Raw genomic sequence first — 19384 nt, 5'->3', positions numbered from 1 at the left:
CCTAATTGGTCTGGTTAAGTATGCCCGAATGTACGGGTTAGCCAGTGATGAAGCGGCGGCCCTGGCGATTGCCCGTCGCGGTATGAGATTAGGAGAAAAATTACCAGGCTCCATAACCGCCTATCTATCGGTGAACGATAGCAAGCACGTATGGAGCCAGTGGAACCAACTGAATATTTTGCTCAAGCGCTTTATCAGAAGTAGACACGCCTACTATGGTATCTCTAACTGGGAGTTTTTGGTCAACACCTCGGCTTCGCTCGGTGTTGACGCTGAGCGAAGCCGAAGCGTCAACCCTCAACAGGGAAGCAGTAACGCACTAAAAGCAAGCGCTTGAAGAAACTTATACCGTTGAGTTTTGCCTAGGTTTGTTTACTTGTGAGCAGATATGACTAGGTTTTTGGAAGCGGTTCAAGGTTAGCCTAACAGCAAGCCGTGTATTTCATCGTACATGTAATACCTTTGTATTACTATAGTTTTGTGTAATTATCGTTATAATCAGAGCAAAATAAGGCTGAATCCTTATATAATACCCAATAAAGATATAATACCCAATACAACGTCAGGGACATATCGGCAGCGATCGCGAATCTTTACAGGGTGCCGATGAACGTCACGATTGAGTCAGTGACGGTAATCTAAGTGGCAATATTTTACTAACTCTCTTTATCGATGCAATCTCGCTTGTCTAAAGCATCATTGCTGTATCCATTGTAGGGGTGCAAGGCTGACGCCCAATCTCAACGTTAACTTCAATTTTGTCTACTAACTACTGATGACTATTCATCCAAACTTTATCCTTGCTGGTTACCAGGTTATCACTCAAGTCTATGAAAGTGCAAACTCTTTAGTTTATCGAGGAATTCGAGAACAGGATCAGCAAGGGGTTATTCTCAAAGTACTCAAACAAAACTATCCCACTCCCTCAGAACTCACCCGCTATAAACAAGAGTATGAAATTACCCGAAATCTGAATATTGATGGTGTGGTTAAAGCGTATGACATACAACCCTATCAGAGAACTTTGGTTATTGTTCTGGAGGATTTTGGAGCGTCATCGTTGAAGCAATTGATGAATGACTCCGCAGGGGCGCACGTCGGTGCTACCCTATGGGAATTTCTTGATATTGCTATCAAGACAACTGAGATTGTCGGACAGATTCACAGCAGTAATGTCATCCACAAAAATATTAACCCTGCCAACATCGTCTTCAACCGAGAAACGGGACAACTTAAAATCATTGATTTTGGGATTTCTACCCAATTAAACCGCGAAAATCCGACCCCGAAAAATCCCAATGTTTTAGAAGGTACTCTCGCCTATATTTCGCCAGAGCAAACGGGACGGATGAATCGGACTTTGGATTATCGCACAGATTTTTACTCTTTAGGTGTTACCTTCTACGAATTGCTAACCGGAAAACTTCCATTTGAGACAACAGACGCTTTGGAATTAGTCCATTGTCATATCGCCAAACAGCCAGTATCCCCCCATGAACTTGTAGGGGCAACTCATGAGTCGTTCTTACCAACCATCGTTTCCGATATTGTCATGAAATTGATGGCGAAAACGGCAGAGGAACGCTATCAAAGTGGTTGGGGAATTAAAGCAGATTTAGAAGAATGTCTCCATCAATTACAGACAACAGGAGGAATTTTTTCCTTTCCATTGGGGACTCAAGATATTTCTGACAAGTTTCAAATTCCGCAAAAACTCTATGGACGTGAGGCGGAAGTTGAAACGTTACTAAAAGCTTTTGACCGAGTCGCAGACAATCCCCAATCCCAAATCGAGATGATGCTAGTGGCGGGTTATTCCGGTATCGGGAAGTCATCACTGGTTGCCGAAATTCACAAACCAAATACTCGACTGCGCGGCTACTTCACCGAGGGAAAATTCGACCAGTTTCAGCGAAATATTCCCTACTCAGCCATTGTCAGCGCCTTGAAGGGATTAATGCGGCAATTGTTAACAGAAAGTGAAGCACAACTTACTCAATGGCGAGAAAAACTGTTAGCCGCAGTTGGCAGCAATGGGCAGGTGATTATTGATGTCATTCCCGAAGTGGAACTGATTGTCGGCAAACAGCCACCTGTACCTGAGTTAGGGCTAACCGAGTCGCAAAATCGCTTTAATCTTGTCTTTAGTCAGTTTATCAGGGCATTCTGCACCAAGGAGCATCCTTTAGTTATTTTCCTTGATGATTTACAATGGGCAGATTCTGCAACGCTCAAATTAATAGAACTGATGATGACGGATAACGAAACACAATATTTGGTTCTGATGGGAGCGTATCGAGATAATGAAGTCAATCCCACACATCCTTTGATGATGACACTGGATGGATTGAAAAAACAAGGGGCAATTGTCAATTCTATTACTTTAGCACCCTTAGAATTAGAGTCTATTAGCCAACTCATTGCTGACACGTTACATAGCGACACTGATGAGGTCAAACCTTTAGCCGAATTAGTACGGGAAAAAACTGATGGTAATCCTTTCTTTGCTAATCAATTTCTCAAAACTCTACACGCCGAAAACTTGATAACATTCAATCTTCAAGGTTACTGTTGGCAGTGGGATCTCGAGCAAATTGAGGCACAGAATATTACTGAAAACGTGGTGGAGTTGATGATTGGCAAGTTGAAGAAACTGCCAGAAGCGACTCAGGAAGTATTACGTTTAGCAGCTTGTATCGGTGCTTCTTTTGATTTAACCACAAGCTCTATTATTTGTGAAAAATCCAAAGAGGACGTTTCTTCATATTTGGTAACAGCAATTCAGTCGGGATTTATTTTGCCTACATCAGAGTTAGATACAGAACTTTTAATTCATGATTACAAATTTCTCCACGATCGCGTTCAACAAGCGGCTTATGCCTTAATTGATGAGGCAGAAAAACAAGCGATTAATTTACAAATTGGTCGGCTACTATTGCAGAATACAGATGCGGAAACTTTATCAGAGGAGATATTTAAAATTGTAGATCATCTCAATCTGGGTACTGAATTGGTGAGTCATCAAGCTGAACGAGATAAAATCGCCGAGCTAAATTTGATGGCAGGGAAAAAAGCTAAAGCTGCAACAGCTTATCAGGCTGCAATTAAATATCTGAATACAGGATTAAACCTTCTGAGTGCAGATAGTTGGCAAAGTAAATATGAACTAACTTTATCTCTATATGAAGAAGCAACAGAAGCAGCATATTTAAACAGTGATTTTGACCGTACAGATAAACTAATAAAACTCGCACGCAAGAATGCCAAAACTATACTTGACGAAGTAAAATTTTGTGAGATTGAAATTCAAGTTTATGCGGCACAGGACAAACCACTTGAAGCAGTTAAGACCAGTTTAAGTATTCTTGCTCTTTTAGGGATAGAGTTTCCTCAACAACCAAGCGAATTAGACTTTCAGAAAGGACTTGGGGAAATAACCTCCAATTTGGCTGGACAGCAAATCGAGGACTTAATTAACTTACCCCAAATGACTTCATCTGAAAAGCTATCAGCAATGCGTATATTTTCGATTTCACATATTAGTTTTTATTGTAGTGTTCCCGAACTATTCCCGTTAATTATAATGAAACAAGTTAGTTTATCTATCCAATATGGTAATACTCCTGAGTCAAGTGTTTCTTATGCCAATTATGGACTAATTCTTTGCGGAATAATAAAAGACATTGATTCTGGATATCGATTCGGTCAACTAGCTTTAGGTCTTTTAGAACGATTCAACGCTAAAAAACTCAAAGCCAAAGTCATTTTCTTGGTTAATGTCTGGATTAATCATTGGAAAAAGCATCCCAGAAAAATACTACAAAATTTCTTAAATGCTTACTCTAGCGGACTGGAAATGGGAGATGTTGAATCTGCTGCTCTTTCTGCTTTCCTCCATTCCTACACTTCATTTTTCATTGGAAATGAATTGTCTAAGCTTGAGCAAGAGATGAATCTCTTTCGTGATTCAATAGCTCAAATGAATCAAGAATTCCCTTTGAGTATGCATAACATATATCATCAGATTGTTATCAATTTAATAGACATTGATAAAAAAGCCGTTTTTTCCCGTGGAAACATTGACAATAAATTTTTAGATTTTTCTGAAAAAGCTGATAATAGAACTACGTTATGTCATCTATTTTCAAATAAATTGATTGTTTGTTATTTGTTCGATCGCCCTCGTGAAGCCTTGCAAAATGCAGTAGAAACAGAAAAATACATAGATAGTTTAATAAGTACCATGACTGAGTCTGTTTTTTGCTTTTATGATTCTCTCGTGCATCTTTCTTTATATAAAGATGCTTCAAACAGCGATCGAAAAAATATCCTAGATAAAGTAATCGCTAATCAAGAAAAAATGAAATTATGGGCGCATCATGCTCCGATGAATAATCTCCATAAATTCCATTTAGTAGAGGCAGAAAAAGCACGAGTCTTAGGGCAATTTTTTGAAGCGGAGGAGTTTTATGAACAAGCGATCGCAGGTGCTAGAGAAAACGAATTTATCCAAGAAGAAGCCTTAGCTTATGAATTAGCAGCCAAGTTTTATCTAGAGCGTGGCAGGGAGAAGTTTGCCCAAACTTATATGAAAGAGGCACACTATGCCTACACGCGCTGGGGAGCCAAGGCAAAAGTTGAGGATTTAGAAGCCAAATATCCCCAGCTACTAACAAAATCATCATCTACCAAAAGCATTACCTCCACCACTACGACAACTATTGCGTCCACAAGTGGCAGTCAGTCAGGTGAAGCGTTAGATTTAGCCAGTGTCATGAAAGCATCTCAAGCCATTTCCGGTGAGATTCGATTAGATAAACTGCTGACAAAACTGATTACGATCTTGCTGGAAAACACAGGGGCACAATCTGGATTTTTGCTCTTGGAGACGAAGGGAGAATTGTTCATTGAAACTGAAGCAAGGGCTAATGGTGAAGTTACTGTCTTGCAAGCCATGCCCCTTGAATTTGTCAAACCCAATGGAGAAATGCCCCTGTTGTCCTCAGCCATCATTAACTACGTTGTTCGGACTCGGAAAAGTTTGGTCTTGGATGATGCCATGCACAAGGGCAACTTTACCAATGAACGTTATATCAAAAAATATGGGGTTAAATCTGTTCTCTGTGTCCCCCTGCTCAACCAAGGACAACTCAGTGGTATTGTTTACCTGGAGAATAATCTCACTACAGGAGCGTTTACTCCAGATAGATTGGAAGTCCTGCAACTACTATCTGGACAAGCTGCGATCGCGATTACCAATGCCAAACTCTACACGGAAGTTAAACAAAGCGAACGACGGCTGACGCAATACCTAGAAGCAATGCCTGTGGGTGTATCTGTCCACACATCCACAGGACAACTCCACTACGCCAACCAAAAGGCACAAGAATTACTCGGCTTCAGGTGCCATGTTGAAGCCGAAACTGAGCAAATCGCTGAAGCCTATCAGGTTTATTGTGCCGGAACTCAAGAGTTATACCCCAACGAGCAAATACCGGTTGTTCGTTCTCTTGCAGGTGAGACAGTCAAGGTTGATGATTTAGAACTTCAACAACTGGATAAAAGACTTCCTTTAGAAGTATCTAGTACGCCAATTTTTGATGAAACGGGCAAGATTTCCTATGCCATTGCTGCGTTTCAAGACATCACTGAACGCAAACAAGCAGAAAAGTTAATCGCTGAATACAATCGCACTTTAGAAACTCAAGTTGCCGAACGCACCCAAGCACTCGCCCAAGCACTCGAAGAAGTCAAAACCATCCAAGATGAACTGATACAAAAAGAAAAAATGGCAGCTTTGGGACAGTTAATTGCAGGGATTGCCCATGAAATCAATACCCCCCTAGGAGCCATTCGCTCCTCTGCCGGAAATATTGCCAAATTCCTAGACCAAACCTTAGAACAGTTACCTACACTGTTTCAATCCCTCTCAACAGAAGACTCAGCCAGTTTCTTAGCCTTACTGCAACGCTCACTGCAACACCAATCAACATTCTCCACGAAAGAAGAGCGTAAATTTAAAAGAGCCTTAAGACGCGAACTGGAAAACTCAGACATTCATGATGCTGATATCATTGCCGAGAGGCTGGTGATCATGGGAATTACGGATGAAATTGCCAGCTTGATGCCCTTGTTACAAAGATCGGATAGTTTTCAAATCTTAGAAATTGCCTATAAACTGTCTGAACTTAAACGAGGTACAGCTACGATTAATACTTCCACAGATCGAGCCTCGAAAGTAGTGTTTGCTTTGAAAACCTATTCCCGCTATGATCAAGCGGAAGAAAAGATAATAGTGAATCTGACTGATGGGATTGAAACGGTTTTAACCCTCTATCACAATCAACTCAAACAAGGAGTTAAAGTAATCCGAAACTATACCGACATTCCCCCCGTATCCTGTTATGCCGATGAACTAAATCAGGTGTGGACAAATCTTATCCATAATGCCTTACAAGCGATGGATAACCGAGGCACGTTAACGATTGAGGTCACTCAAGTGAACCAGGAGGCTAAAATTAGTATTACCGATAGTGGCTCTGGGATACCCGAAGAAATCAAATCGAAAATATTTGAACCATTTTTTACTACTAAACCGGCTGGAGAAGGCAGCGGTTTGGGATTGGATATTGTCAAAAAAATCATTGACAAACATTCTGGTCATCTGACTGTAGAAAGCCAGCTTGGTCGGACAACATTCAATGTTTTTCTGCCAATTCAGTCTTAGCAGTAACCTACGACTGATACTAAGAACTAATGACCAATAACTAAGGACGAATGACAAATGGCTAAACCCATTATTTTATGTGTTGACGACGAAAAAGACATTTTACAGAGTTTGAGAACGCAACTCATGGAGGCATTTGGCAATGCCTACGCTTATGAAGTGGCGGAAGATGCTGATGAGGCTTTAGAAGTAATTGATGAACTCATTGAGGATGAAATGCCAATTATTCTTATTGTCTCGGATTGGTTAATGCCTGGGATGAAGGGAGATGAGTTTCTGATCAAAGTGCATCAGCAATTTCCTAAGGTCATTAAAATTATGCTCACGGGTCAAGCTGATGAAGCAGCCATTCAACGAGCAAAAGAAGAAGCAAACCTCCATTGTTGCTTGTTTAAACCTTGGTCTGAACCTGAATTAATAGAAATCCTCAAATCAGGTTTAGCCCAACTTTAGTAACAAGACTGTCAGGATACAATTAACCAGCGAAAAATGAGCTATGAGCGATGGTTCTATTATTAATAAACTCCCCTTACGGATAGTTCTTATTGTACCCTTTGTACTCCAAATTCTTGGTGCAGTAGGATTGGTTGGTTATTTGTCTTTAAAAAATGGACAAAAATCAGTTAATAATTTAGCTAATCAATTAATAGAAAAAAGCAATGATCATATTAAAGACAATATCTCAAATCACTTGACCTTGCCTCATAAAATAAATCAAGCCAATAAAACCTTATTAAACTTACAAGCTTTTGATTTAGAAAACACTCAGAAAATAGAGCGATATTTTTTGCAGCAATTGCAAATTTTTGATGATGTTACCAGCATAGTATTTGGTAGTCAAGCCAAGGACTTTATTGGAGTGGAATTACGGGCTAATGAACAATTAGTAGTTATGAAATCAAATACTGCCACTAATTATAATTTACACACTTATGAGGTGAATAAAACAGGGAAATATATCAAGCCTATCAATATTAGTAAAGATTATAATCCAACGATTAGACCTTGGTATACAAAACCAGTAGAAGCAAAAACAGAAGTTTGGAGTGATATTTTCCCTCAATTAGATACAAAAGGTTTAACCTTAGCAGCCGTACAACCCGTTTATGATGCTCAGGGTAATCTTCAAGGCGTTATTAATAGTAGTTTTTATTTGACGGCTATTAGCGACTTTTTACAACAATTAAAAATTGGACAGACTGGTCAAAGTTTTATTGTTGATGAATCAGGGTATTTGGTTGCCACCTCTACTTTAGAAGAGTTGGCAAAAGCTGACCAAGACCAATTAGAAAGAGTGTTGGCTATTCATAGTCAAGATGCAATAACTCGAAAAACGGCTTTATATATTTCCAATAATTTATTAAATGGCAATAACACCATCAATGGTTTAATTGTTAAAACGATAGCCATTAACAATCAAAACTATTTCCTACAAGTCAGTCCTTATAGAGATCAATTTGGATTGAACTGGTTTGTCGTAGTGGTCGTCGCTGAGTCTGATTTCTTAAAAGAAATCAATGCGAGCAAACGTCAAACGATTTTCCTTTGTATATTAGCCTTAATAGTGGCAACAGTGATTGGATTTATCTCCACACTTTGGGTAACAAAACCGATCATCGAACTTAACCAAATTTCCCAAAAAATTGCTCAAGGAGAATTTGACAAAACTGTCACCGTTAACCGAGAAGATGAACTCGGACAATTGGCACGTTCTTTTAATAAAATGGCTTCTCAATTACAAATCTATTTTCAAACCTTAGAAGAAAACGAAAATCGGTTAAGACAATTCCTAGAAGCTATACCTGTAGGTGTTACTGTTCATGAAACTAATGGTCAGATCTGCTATTTGAACCAGACTGGACAAAAATTATTAGGGATTACTTCTCATTTAGAAGCCAAAAAAGAGAACCTCAGTCAAGCGTATAAAATTTATCAAGCCAACACCAATCAACTTTACCCGATAGAATCTTTACCTATTGTTAATGCGTTACAAGGAAAAACGGTTTATCTTGATGATTTAGAAATACATCAACCCGATAAAATCCTTCCCTTAGAAGTTTCCACAACACCTATCTTCGATGAACAGGGTAAAATCATTTATGCGATTGCTGCTTTTCAAGACATTACCAAACGCAAAGAAGCCGAGAAGCTTTTAGCGGACTACAATCGCACATTAGAAACTCAGGTTGCTGAACGAACCCAGGAACTCGCCCAAGCCCTCGAAGAACTCAAAACAACCCAAGATGAACTCATCCAAAAAGAAAAAATGGCAGCTTTGGGTCAACTCATTGCAGGCGTTGCCCATGAAATTAATACGCCTCTAGGAGCTATTCGTTCCTCTGCCGGAACTATTGCCAAATTCCTAGACCAAACCTTAAATCACTTACCCACACTGTTTCAATCCCTCTCTACAGAAGACTCCGCTATTTTCCTGGCTTTACTGCAACGCTCACTGCAACACCAATCAATTTTCTCGACGAAAGAAGAGCGGAAATTTAAGAGAGCCTTAAGACGGGAATTGGAAAACTTGGACATTGCTGATGCTGATAGTATTGCCGAGAGGCTAGTGATTATGGGGATTTCTGACGAGATTGAACCCTTTATCCCTCTGCTAAAAAGACCTGACAGCTTGCAAATCTTAGAAATCGCTTATAAACTTTCCGAACTCAAACGAGGCACCGCTACAATTAATACCTCCACAGAACGAGCCGCGAAAGTGGTATTTGCGCTGAAAACCTATTCTCGTTATGACCAGTCTGGAGAAAAGATAACAGCCAATCTTACTGAGGGAATTGAAACAGTTTTAACCCTCTATCAAAATCAACTCAAACAAGGAGTTAAAGTGATCCGAAACTACACCGAAATTCCACCTGTATCCTGTTATCCCGATGAACTAAATCAGGTGTGGATAAATCTAATCCATAATGCCTTACAAGCGATGGATAACCGGGGTTCCTTAACGATTGATGTTACGCAACAAAACCAGCAGGCTAAAATTAGCATTACCGATAGTGGTTGTGGCATACCTGAAGAAATTAAAGGAAAAATATTTGAGCCATTTTTCACGACTAAACCTGCTGGAGAAGGGAGTGGATTAGGACTTGATATTGTCAAAAAAATTATTGACAAACATTTGGGTTGCATGACTGTAGAAAGTCAACCTGGTCGAACGACATTCAGTATTTTTATCCCCATTGAATCTTAGTATGAATACGGAATCCTCTATAGAAATGGGGGTAGCCAGGAGTATTATAAGTCAATTGGTGAAAGCTATTTTTAAGCGAATTTAGGGTAATGCACTATCTACATTCAGGATGGAGAAAAAGGGACAAATGAGCAAACCCATTATTTTATATGTTGATGACAAAAAAATCATCCTAGATCCGGTTATGATAGGAGAGGAACAGTATGATCGATAACTATCACTTGGCTGAGTTATATTTTTATCTACTTTGCCCAGCTAACTCTATTGCTGCTCATTTAAACCTTTGGCTGAAGCCGAATTAATATAATTTTAAAATCATGATTAGCCCAATTTGAACCCAATAAACAATGACTAATGATAAAAACAATGATTAATGATAAAAAAAAACCAGTCATTATCTGTGTTGATGATGAAGCAAATATACTCAAAAGTCTCAGGACAGAACTTCAAGAGGCAATAAGTAATGAATATCTCATTGAAATTGCTGAAGGGGGAGAAGAAGCATTAGAGTTACTTGACGAATTGTTAGAGGATGGTTATGAAGTCCCTTTAATTATTTCCGACCATATTATGCCAGATATGAAGGGAGATGAGTTGTTAAAGCACGTTCATGTCCTTTCTCCCAAAACCCTCAAAATTATGCTGACTGGACAAGCTGATATAGAAGCCGTGGGACGGGCAATTAAGTATGCAAAATTATATCGTTATATTGCTAAGCCTTGGGAAACTGAAGACCTAAGATTAACAGTTGTAGAAGCAGTCAACAGTTATCTCCAGGCAAAAAAGCTGGCAGAACAAAATATTCAATGTCAGCGTTTGAATCAGGAGTTAGCGGAATCGGTGCAGTTACTCAGTGCGAGTGAACGTAAGTTTCGGGCAATTTTTAATCAGACATTTCAGTTTACCGGAATGCTCTCGGTTGAGGGCATTCTATTAGAAACTAACCAAACCGCCTTAGATTTTGGCGGATTGCAGTTAGAAGACGTAGTGGGTAAGCCCTTGTGGGACTGTTACTGGTGGACAGTTTCCCCCGAAACCCAAGCTCAGGTCAAATTAGCATGTGAAAAAGCGGTTGGTGGTGAATTTATCCGCTATGAAATCGATATTTTGGGGGCTGACAATCGCACCGCAACGATTGATTTCTCAATAAAACCCATTCTTGATGAGCGTGGTATTGTTGAATATCTAATTATCGAAGGTCGAGATATTAGCGATGTTTATCAGGAACTGCACTTGCGCCAAAAAGCCGAAGCGGAACTGATTCAACTCAACGAAGCCTTATCTCGCTTTGTCCCCCGTCAATTTCTCCAGCTTTTAGAGAAAGACAGTATTATTGATATCCAATTAGGCGATGAAGTGGAGCAGGAGATGTCAGTTTTATTTTCCGATATTCGGAACTTTACCACCCTGTCTGAAACCATGACGCCTGAAGATAATTTCAAGTTTATCAACGCTTATCTTTACCAGATGGAACCGGCGATTATTGAACATCAGGGATTTATTGATAAATATATGGGAGATGGAATTATGGCATTATTTAGTGGCAGTGCCGATGATGCCCTCTGCGCCGGAATTTCTATGTTGCAACGGTTAGATAAGTATAATGAAAATCGGGTGAATTCGGGATATCTCCCCCTGAAAATTGGCATTGGCATCAACACAGGTTCTTTAATGCTGGGAACCGTTGGCGGACGATACCGCATGGATACTACTGTCATTAGTGATCATGTAAATTTAGCCTCCCGGCTGGAAAATCTAACCAAAGACTATGGAGTATCGCTGTTCATGACCCATTACACCTTGGCACGTTTACAAAATCCCACCGAGTATAATCTTCGTTTCATTGAGCAGGTAAAAGTAAAGGGAAAATCAAAAGCCGTGGCAGTTTTTGAAGTCTTTGATGGCGATGAGCCTGATATCAAACAAAGTAAGTTAGCGACGAAAACAATGTTTGAGCAGGGGGTGTTGTTGTACTATCAGCGACAAATGCAACAAGCCGCTCAACACTTTGAACTTGTTTTGGAAATGAATCCTAGAGATACTGTTGCTCAACTCTATTTGCGGCGCTGTCAAGCTGATCAGTAAAACTAAAGTCTGATCAGTAAAACTAAAGTAAGATAAAACTTTGAACCCGTTTTAACGGGTTTAAGCTTTTAGCCAGAACTTTAGTTCTGAGCTTAAGGAACGTGCCATTGATTTTAAGTTGGGATCAGGGCGGGTTTTGTGGTGCAGTTTGAGGTGGGTCTATTCATCTTATCCCTAAACCCGCCCCTACATCTGATGTCTTTTTTATATCTACCTGAGTTTCTTCTACCAGACGTGCCATGGCACGTCTCTACATGGTTCCCCTATCCCTTACGTATCGCCCTAACGCCCTAGTCTTTCCCTCGCCTTTTCACGCAGGTTGGCAGCTTTTTCATAATCCGGTTCCAGTTGCAGGGCTTTATCCAGAGAAGGAATCGCTTCCGTGGTGCGCCCTAATGCCATCAGCGCCTCACCGCGAGTTGCCCAAGCATCGGCGGAGTTCCGATCCAGTTCAATCGCTTTGTCTAACGCTTGAACCGCCTCAGCGGAACGTCCCACCCCTTGCAGGGCTATGCCATAGCGAATCCATCCTCTGGCAAAATCGGGATAGTATTCAGTTACCCGTTCATAAAGTCGCAGTGCGTCGATGATCTGGTTTTGTTGCTGTAGGGCATCGGCTTTGCTGACTAAGGCTTCGGCATAATCGGATTGGTAAGCGAGGGCGTCATTACAGGCGACTAGGGCTTGTTCGGGTTGTCCTAATTGATTAAGGCTGTAGCACCGTCCCCAATAGGCAGGGGCTAAGTCGGATTGCAGTTTGATCGCCTGATCATAAACTTCTATTGCTTTCTCGTATTCTCCGGCTTGTCGTAAGTCTTCGGCTTCGGCGAGCAAGGATTCAGCCGTGGGTTCGGGGGTTGGGGAGGGAGTGGGAGTGGGGGTGGGAGTTGGGCTGGGGCTTTCAGCGGGGACATCCTCAATTTGAGACTGATGATTCAATTGAGAGGGGAGTAGAATCAGGGTGACGGTAACCATAGAACTAACCGTGATCGCGATCGTGGCAATTGTCCAAGGCTGCATCAACCATTGTCGAAATCCGTGGCTTCTACTGGTTGTTGACACCGTTGCGGTGGGTTCCAAGTCCTGGGGTTGGCTCAGGGATACGGTAGCATCAGTTCGTCCCAGATGAGGCTGAGAGGTTTGGGTGCGTCCGGTGTCTTGGGTTTGACTCGAAGATGATTCGCTATTCGACTCCTCGACTTCAATCAGCGTTGATTCCGTTGGTGTCGCCTCCCACGCCTGAGTCTCGGCGGAATCACCGGCTAAATTTTGACTCTCCTGATCCGTCGGCGCTTGGGGATCAACCAGGGGCGGCAATTCACACTCAGGGACTAACGGTTGGGGGGGTGACGCCGACTCCAATAATGGCGCGGGTAAACTCTGGAATGCTAACAGGGTTTCTTCTGCGGTTGCATAGCGATCGCGAAAATCATAGCGCACCATCTTATCCAAAATTTCCCCAAATTCTGGACTAATCTGCTTGGCATATTTGCGCCAGTTGAGTTCACCCGTATCGGAGTCTTCTTTAATATGTTTGGGATGAATCCCCGTTAATAATTGAATTCCAATAATCCCCACCGCATAAACATCACTACTATAGCGAGGTTTTCCTGCCAATTGTTCATTGGGCATATATCCCTTAGTGCCGATAGAAATCGTCACATTGGTCAACCCCGTTTCCGGATTTAGCGACTCACATCTAACCTGTTTCACCGCCCCAAAATCAATCAGCACAATTCTGCCATCAGCGGCGCGGCGAATCAAATTGGCTGGCTTGATATCCCGGTGGATCACATTTTGTTGATGGACAAATGTTAGTACCTGCAATATATCTTGCAGGAGGGATAGCACTTTTTCCTGTGACCACGTTAGATGAGAGTCTATCTCTTTACTTAAGGGTTGTCCTTGAATATATTCCTGAGCCAGATAAAATTCGTGATTTTCCTCAAAATGAGCCAAAAGCCGGGGAATCTGCTCATGATTACCCAGTCGATAGAGGACTTGAGCTTCCGTTTGGAAGAGGCGTCTCGCCGTTTGCAGCCCCTCCTCATCATCATCGCTCACTTGAGGTTTTAATTTTTTAACGACGCATTGGGGATGACCGGGCAAATGCATATCCCGCGCCAAGAAGGTTTGACCAAACCCTCCGACCCCTAGCTTTTCGATAACGTGATAGCGCCCGCCTAGAGGTTTATTGTCCCAAGCGTCTTGAGAACCCGACACCATCGTTTTTGTCAGCGCCCCTGTTGAATTTTTCTTCATCACTAGACACGTCCAGAAATCACACGTCAACCCACGATTCAAAGGGTGTTTGACTAATTTTTAGACAAGTCTAATTAACTATCGCATTGAAAACAGCACCCCACTAACTTGTCTTATTCTTTATCTGGCAATCGAACCTGAGTTCATTGTTTATTTTTTCCAAGATAGTCGCTAATTCACCGACAGGAAGTTTACCGACGAATCAGCTATTCTTGTTTCTTTTCAAAAATAACCTTGACCGATAACTGTCGTTCGATCAGTTTGAGGTCTTTTAACTCTGGCTGACCCGACACGTTTCTGGAAACACTGCACGTTAGAGTCGGCTCACCTGACTCCGGGGAGCCAGATGCCTACCATGTTAATTATAGAGGCGATACTCACTCTCTAACAAAAAAGCGCTTAAAATGAGGACATTCAATCATAAATTTACCAACAGCGCAAACAAGCTGAACCTCTGATGACCAAAGACTTTTGTCTGTTTTGTCTAGTCATCAACGCTGAGGTGTAATTGAATTATTTGCTCTACTGTTCACATTTGGGGCATCATTTTTATCTATGGCACGGAAAAATCAGCGAATCAACCGTCGCCGCTTTCTGGTTACCTCAGCCTTAACCAGTAGCGGATTGATCACCGCTAACCTGTTATCGAAATCAGGATTAGCCCAGAGTACAGCACCGGGAATTGTCACTTCAGATAAAATGCGTCCGCAAATTCCTTACGGGGTGGCTAGTGGTGACGTGAGTCGTGATCAGGCGGTGATTTGGAGCAAGAGCGATCGCGTCAGCCGGATGATTGTAGACTATGATACCAGCGAATCCTTTCGTAACCCACAACGGGCGATCGGACCGGCGGCACTAGAAAGTAGTGATTACACTGCCCGACTCTATCTGACCAATCTACCACCGGGTCAACAACTTTTCTATCGCGTCACCTTTCAGGATTTAGCCGACTTAAATCGCTACAGCGCCCCCGTCACTGGTACATTCCGCACCGCCCCGACTGACAAACGGGATATCTTTTTTATTTGGTCAGGTGACACGGCGGGTCAAGGCTGGGGAATTAATCCCGACTGGGGCGGAATGAAAATCTATGAAACTATGCGACGGTTAAATCCTGACTTTTTCATCCATTCGGGGGATTACGTTTATGCTGATAACCCCGTTGTTGCTCAGGTGCAACTAGATGATGGTAGCATCTGGAAGAATATCACCACCCCAGAAAAGTCTAAAGTCGCCGAAACCCTACAAGAATTTCGCGCCAATTATGTTTATAATCTCCTGGATGAAAATATTCGCCGCTTCAATGCCCAAGTTCCCCAGTTTGTGCAGTGGGATGACCATGAAACCACGAATAATTGGTATCCGGGGGAACAACTGTTAGAGGATGACCGTTATACAGTTAAAAGTGCTTCCCTGTTAGCAGCCAGGGCAAAACGAGCGTTTTTGGATTATACTCCGATTGATGTTAAAAATACCCATCCCGAACGGATTTATCGCTCGTTTCAGTATAGTCCATCCCTGGATATTTTTATCCTCGATATGCGAAGTTACCGAGGACCGAATACCGCCAATCGCCAGACTGAACCCAGTGAAGAAACAGCGTTTTTAGGGACAGAACAGATTAGTTGGTTAAAACAACAGTTACGCAAGTCCTCAGCCACCTGGAAAGTAATTGCCAGTGATATGCCCATTGGACTGATGGTTCCAGATGGGGAAACCACGTTTGAGAACGCGGCGAATGGGGATAGTCCTCCCTTAGGACGGGAATTTGAACTGGCAGATTTACTCCGGTTTATCCAGCAAGATGAGATTAAAAATGTGGTGTGGTTAACCGCCGATGTCCATTACGCCGCCGCACATTATTATGATCCGAATCAGGCTCAATTTACGGAGTTTAATCCCTTCTGGGAATTTGTTGCTGGACCTCTAAACGCGGGAACCTTTGAACGGAAGCTACTGGATAATACATTTGGACCCCAAGTTAAGTTTCAAAGTGTCTCATTCGACTTAGAACCCAATCGTCCGCCCAGTGAGGGATTACAGTTTTTTGGCACAGTAAACATTGAGGGGAAGAGTGAGGTGATGACGGTGGCGCTGCATAATCTGGAAGGTAAAACCCTCTACAGCGTTGATTTGATACCAGAAGTTTAGCTGTTGTAGGAGGCGTGTAGGGGCGACCCGCTACATAAATGAACAACTTTAGAAACAGGGCGGGTTTAGTCACATTGAGGTGCAACCGAAAAGATAGTAATAAAACCCGCCCCTACTGTTCTAATCCACCCAATCAGGTGGATCACGCTACTACGGCTGGAGAAAAATCTCTAATGTTTTGTAGTTACCGTAACTTGGCGTAATTGGCATAGCGCCCCCTCACCCTGAAACCTGTTCATGAAAAGTTTCTCATCATTTTTTTACATTTGTTCATAAACATTTCACCAGCCGTTCATCCAGGACTGAGAAACTCAAAGCAGTAGACATAGACGATGAGTTGACTGTCGGCATAAACGTACTGGGAGATATTTAATCATGAGACTGATGGTCTACTCTCACGATTCGTTCGGTCTCGGTAACATCCGCCGGATGCTAGCCATCTGCAATCACCTGCTTGATGCTATACCTGGACTCTCAATTTTAGTGGTATCAGGTTCGCCCGTGCTGCATAGCTTCCGGATGCCTCGGGGACTCGATTATATTAAACTACCTTGCTTTGGACGCAATGAATCCGGTGAAGTGGCGGCTAAATATCTAAACACAGCCGCTGATGAAACGGTGAAACTGCGCTCTGACTTGATTAAAGTCGCAGCCGTCAATTTCAAGCCTGATTTGCTGTTGGTGGATAAAAAGCCCTACGGCTTACAAGAAGAGTTGAAAGCGACGCTGGACTACCTGAAACTCCGCCTTCCGGAAACCAAGCTGGTGTTGCTGTTGCGAGATATTTTGGACAGTCCTGAACCTACCATCAAAGAATGGCAAAAGTATGGCTACTATGACGCGCTGCAATGGTACTACGACCAAGTGCTAGTTGTGGGTATGCCAGAGGTATTTGACCTTTCCAGGGAATATCAATTCTCACCCTGCATTGCCCAAAAAGTACGGTTCTGCGGCTATATCCGCCGAGACTATGGACAAAAACCGCGTCACGTCCTACGTCAGGAATTGCAAATTCAGCCAGATGAGAAATTTGTTTTAGTCACACCGGGGGGTGGTGGTGATGGCTATGATTTAGTCGATACCTATCTGCAAGGATTAGCACAGTTATCCCCTCAGCATAGCATCAAAAGCTTGATTATTTCCGGACCGGAAATGCCACTTTTTCAGAGACAGGCATTGCAGGAGAAAATCCAGCCGTATCCACAGGTTCAGATTTGCGAATTTACTGACGACATTGCCAGTTACATGGATGCGGCTGACGCCGTTGTTTCTATGGGTGGCTATAACACCATTTGCGAAATTATCTCCTTGAATAAACGGGCAGTTGTGGTTCCCCGGATTAAACCGGTTCAAGAGCAATGGATTCGCGCCGAACGCATGGCTGATCTTGGTTTATTCAAAACTATTCATCCCGATTTGCTGACACCTGCGGCTTTGATGGATGCCGTTTTAGAACAACTTAATAGCAGAAGTCATCATTTTCCCCCTGTCTCTCGTTTGGACTTGGATGCACTGCATCAGATTGCCCAAGATATCCACACCTTATTACATAGTCCGACAACCCGACTTGTATCCAAAAAGCCCATTCTTTTTCCCCAAGTTATTTCCACACAAAAAGCTTGATTATCATTGACAAAATGACCAACAACAACCTGGAGATATTGATCCGATGAAAAAGCTCATGTTTTATTGCCAACACATTCTGGGAATTGGACATCTAATCCGCAGCATGGAAATTGTCCGAGGTCTGATCCCCGATTTTCACGTATGTTTTATTAATGGTGGGGAAGTGATCCAGGGATTTAAAATCCCTCCAGAGATTGAAATAGTCAATCTGCCAGCGATTAAAACCGACTCGGAATTTCAAAACCTGCAAATTCCCGCCGGGTTCAACAGCGTAGATGAAGTTTTAGAGATTCGCAAAAATCAATTGCTGGAGATATTCGGGCAGTTCCAACCCGATATTCTCATGGTTGAGCTATTTCCCTTTGGCAGACGGCGATTTTCGGCTGAATTAATTCCGCTTCTTGAAGAGGCTAAAGCCAAAGGAACCAAAATTGTTAGCAGTTTGCGCGATATCGTAGTCACCAAGCAAAATCAGGTACGTCATGAAGAGAAAGTTTGTCGGTTAATGAATCAGTATTTTGATATGTTGCTGATTCATGGTGATCCCCAATTCGTACCGTTGGCAGAGAGTTTTTCGCGGGTGGATGATCTTAATTGCCAGGTACATTACACTGGCTATGTCGTGCAGCGCCCCCCAGAGATTCAGGCTATGCCTACTCTGAGAAAACCGATGATTTTGGTGAGTGTTGGCGGCGGCAGATTTGGGCATGAGTTACTCGAATCTGTGGTTAAAACAGCACCACTTTTACAAGCAAGGTTACCTCATCATATCCAGATATTTACCGGACCATTCGTTCCCGACGCTGTGTTTGCCAACCTGCAAAATCTGGCAGCAAGTCAAACCAATATCACGATTGAACGTTATACCCCTCACCTGTTGAATTATATGCAACAGGCTGATTTGTCGATTAGTATGTCGGGATACAACACGACGATGAATATTTTGATGACGGGGGTTCGGGCAATGATTTTGCCGTTTACGGGCAATAATGATCAAGAACAGACGATTCGTGCCAAAAAGTTAGAACAGCTAGGCATTGTCAAAGCAATTTGTTCCGAAGACTTACAAGCCGAAACCTTTGCCCACAAAATAATCACTTATCTCAACGAACAACCAACAGCCGCTACGTTTGATTTCAATGGTGTGGATAAGACAAGTGCTTGTTTGCGGCGGCTTTTCCAGAACCAAGAGGTGGCGGCGTGACCTATTTGTGAAGACAACTTCAGGCGGGCGACCCGAGTAATTTTAGTGGATTTGAAGTGTTAATTTAGGTAGGCGGGTCGCCCCTAAACGGCTTACACAGGTGTTCCCATGAGACTCTTCTCAT

Annotated in this window: 8 protein-coding genes and 1 pseudogene; 8 read left to right on the top strand and 1 reads right to left on the bottom strand. The window is 42.4% G+C overall.

What is annotated here, in order from left to right:
• The 5 genes and pseudogenes from RIC07_RS33825 to RIC07_RS33805 all read left to right on the top strand — a co-directional run.
• Positions 1-337, top strand: a pseudogene (locus RIC07_RS33825) (hypothetical protein); the annotation flags it as partial.
• 438 nt (positions 338-775) lie between these two features.
• Positions 776-6727 carry an AAA family ATPase gene (locus tag RIC07_RS33820; RefSeq protein ID WP_446398342.1) on the top strand — a complete coding sequence of 1984 codons (5952 nt, stop codon included), beginning with the start codon at positions 776-778 and terminating at the stop codon, positions 6725-6727.
• Between the two features lie 57 nt (positions 6728-6784).
• Positions 6785-7180: a response regulator gene (locus RIC07_RS33815; protein WP_446352107.1), complete on the top strand. Its 396-nt coding sequence runs from the start codon at positions 6785-6787 to the stop codon at positions 7178-7180.
• A 43-nt stretch (positions 7181-7223) separates the two neighbouring features.
• Positions 7224-9932 carry an ATP-binding protein gene (locus RIC07_RS33810; RefSeq protein WP_446398341.1) on the top strand — a complete coding sequence of 903 codons (2709 nt, stop codon included), beginning with the start codon at positions 7224-7226 and terminating at the stop codon, positions 9930-9932.
• A 354-nt stretch (positions 9933-10286) separates the two neighbouring features.
• Positions 10287-12017: an adenylate/guanylate cyclase domain-containing protein gene (locus RIC07_RS33805; protein WP_446398340.1), complete on the top strand. Its 1731-nt coding sequence runs from the start codon at positions 10287-10289 to the stop codon at positions 12015-12017.
• 282 nt (positions 12018-12299) lie between these two features.
• Here the strand turns inward: RIC07_RS33805 and RIC07_RS33800 are convergent, their stop codons facing one another.
• Positions 12300-14279 (bottom strand): protein kinase domain-containing protein, encoded by a 1980-nt coding sequence (locus tag RIC07_RS33800; protein ID WP_446398339.1) that lies wholly within the window; start codon positions 14277-14279, stop codon positions 12300-12302.
• A gap of 555 nt (positions 14280-14834) precedes the next feature.
• Between RIC07_RS33800 and RIC07_RS33795 the strand changes: the two genes are divergently transcribed.
• The 3 genes from RIC07_RS33795 (at position 14835) to RIC07_RS33785 (ending at position 19260) form a co-directional block, all read left to right on the top strand.
• The gene (locus RIC07_RS33795) at positions 14835-16430 is read left to right on the top strand and encodes an alkaline phosphatase D family protein (RefSeq protein ID WP_446398338.1); all 1596 of its coding nucleotides are present in this window, start codon (positions 14835-14837) and stop codon (positions 16428-16430) included.
• Positions 16431-16805: 375 nt separating this feature from the next.
• Entirely contained in the window at positions 16806-18053 is a 1248-nt protein-coding gene (locus RIC07_RS33790; RefSeq protein WP_446398337.1) for a glycosyltransferase family protein, read from the top strand.
• Between the two features lie 46 nt (positions 18054-18099).
• Positions 18100-19260, top strand: coding sequence for a glycosyltransferase family protein (locus RIC07_RS33785; RefSeq protein ID WP_446363991.1), 1161 nt, complete (start codon positions 18100-18102; stop codon positions 19258-19260).
• Positions 19261-19384 lie beyond the last annotated feature (124 nt).

It is taken from the genome of Coleofasciculus sp. E1-EBD-02 (genome assembly GCF_040218245.1).
Taxonomy (GTDB): domain Bacteria; phylum Cyanobacteriota; class Cyanobacteriia; order Cyanobacteriales; family Coleofasciculaceae; genus Coleofasciculus.
Note: the sequence above shows the minus strand (reverse complement) of the source record. Positions and strands in the feature narration are given on the sequence as shown.

Coding starts and splice junctions, on each gene's coding strand:
- RIC07_RS33820 (WP_446398342.1), top strand. CDS start 776: ATGACTATTCATCCAAACTTTATCCTTGCTGGTTACCAGGTTATCACT.
- RIC07_RS33800 (WP_446398339.1), bottom strand. CDS start 14,279: ATGAAGAAAAATTCAACAGGGGCGCTGACAAAAACGATGGTGTCGGGT.
- RIC07_RS33810 (WP_446398341.1), top strand. CDS start 7,224: ATGAGCGATGGTTCTATTATTAATAAACTCCCCTTACGGATAGTTCTT.
- RIC07_RS33805 (WP_446398340.1), top strand. CDS start 10,287: ATGATAAAAACAATGATTAATGATAAAAAAAAACCAGTCATTATCTGT.
- RIC07_RS33790 (WP_446398337.1), top strand. CDS start 16,806: ATGAGACTGATGGTCTACTCTCACGATTCGTTCGGTCTCGGTAACATC.
- RIC07_RS33785 (WP_446363991.1), top strand. CDS start 18,100: ATGAAAAAGCTCATGTTTTATTGCCAACACATTCTGGGAATTGGACAT.
- RIC07_RS33795 (WP_446398338.1), top strand. CDS start 14,835: ATGGCACGGAAAAATCAGCGAATCAACCGTCGCCGCTTTCTGGTTACC.
- RIC07_RS33815 (WP_446352107.1), top strand. CDS start 6,785: ATGGCTAAACCCATTATTTTATGTGTTGACGACGAAAAAGACATTTTA.